The following is a 1,586-nucleotide window of genomic DNA, read 5'->3' as shown; positions in this document are numbered from 1 at the left end:
GCCCCTGCCCTCCCCCGCCCGCGAGGCGGCCGCTGGCAGCGACGAGTTGCTGCGGCGCATTGCCTATGACCGCCAGCGCGGAAACCTGGGGGAATTCGTTTCAGAGAAGGAACTGATGGAAGCCTACGACCTGGGCCGCCCGGCCATCCGCAACGCGCTGGAGCGCCTGGCCGACCTGGGCGCCATCGAACCCAAGCTCGGATATGGCTGGCGCTTTGCTGCGGGTTCGTGGGATGCCAGCGTGCGCCACGAGAGCTACCGCTACCGCATGGTGATCGAGCCAGCCGCGATCCGCGAGCCCGGCTTTGCGCTGCCGCCCGCCTGGGCGCAGGACATGCGGCGCCAGCACGAGGAGTTTCTGCGCACGTTGTCGGAGGACTCGTCGAGCGTCGCCTTCTTCGAAATGAATGCCGCCTTCCACGAGGGCGTGGCCGCCGCCTCGGGCAACCGCTTCTTCCACATGGACATCCAGCGCCAGAACCGCCTGCGCCGCCTGTCCAACTACGACTGGAAGTACGGCCCCGAGCGCATGCAGGTGAACTGCCGCGAACATCTGGAGATGCTTGACCGCCTGCAGGCCGGCGACACAGAACTGGCCGCGCTGCTAATGCAGCGCCACCTCGACGTGGCCAGCCGCCTGCGCCCTCCTGGAAAGACCTGAAGACTGAGAAGCTGAGAGTCTTTCGTTGATGCTGGCATATTGATTTTTGTTAAAACAAAAAACATAATAGAAGAGGTAAAGGGGCCGGTGCCGCAATGTCGGGCACGCGGCTGCCTGCCCTTCCCCCTTCCAGCACCCATCGAAAGCCCTCATGACTTGCGCCACTTCCTCCCGCGTCCAGAAGGACGACGCCTTCTGGCTGCCCTTCACCGCCCAGCGCCAGTTCCAGCAGCAGCCCATGCTGTTCACAGCCGCCCAGGGCATGCACTACACCACCGACGATGGCCGCCAGGTGCTCGACGCCATGGCCGGCCTGTGGTGCTGCAACGCGGGCCACGGCCAGCCGCGCATCACCGAGGCGATTCGCGAGGCAGCAGGCCGCATGGACTTCGTCTCGTCATTCAAGATGAGTCACCCTGCCGCCTTCACGCTGGCCCGGCGCATCGCCGACCTGGCGCCCGAAGGCATGGACCACGTGTTCTTCACCAACTCGGGTTCCGAGGCCGTGGACACAGCCCTCAAAATCGCCCGCGCCTACCACCAGACGCGCGGTGATGCGCGCCGTACGCTGCTGGTGGGCCGCGCCAAGGGCTACCACGGCATGGGTTTTGGCGGCCTCTCGGTGGCCGGGCTCGGGCGCCACAAGCGCGACTTCGGCCCGCTGCTACCCGACACAGCCCACCTGCCCCTGCCCTATGATGCCGACGCCCGCTTCTCGCGCGGCCAGCCAGCCACGGGGGCGCACTACGCCAATGCGCTGGAGCAGCTGTTCGTGGTGCACGACCCGGCCACCATTGCGGCGGTGATCGTCGAGCCCGTGACTGGCTCGGGCGGGGTGTATCCGCCGCCCGTGGGCTACCTGCAGCGCCTGCGCGAGCTGTGCACGCAGCACGGCATTCTCTTGATCTTTGACGAAGTGATCACC

At 66.5% G+C, this 1,586-nt stretch carries 2 protein-coding genes; both read left to right on the top strand.

Annotated elements, in window-relative coordinates:
- On the top strand, window positions 1-661 hold a 661-nt coding region (locus DBR12_RS08190; protein ID WP_108616796.1), incomplete at its 5' end, for a GntR family transcriptional regulator.
- A gap of 151 nt (window positions 662-812) precedes the next feature.
- On the top strand, window positions 813-1,586 hold a 774-nt coding region (locus tag DBR12_RS08185; protein ID WP_146185501.1), incomplete at its 3' end, for an aminotransferase class III-fold pyridoxal phosphate-dependent enzyme.

The organism is Acidovorax sp. HMWF029, from assembly GCF_003060895.1.
Taxonomy (GTDB): Bacteria; Pseudomonadota; Gammaproteobacteria; order Burkholderiales; family Burkholderiaceae_C; genus Acidovorax.
Note: the sequence above shows the minus strand (reverse complement) of the source record. Positions and strands in the feature narration are given on the sequence as shown.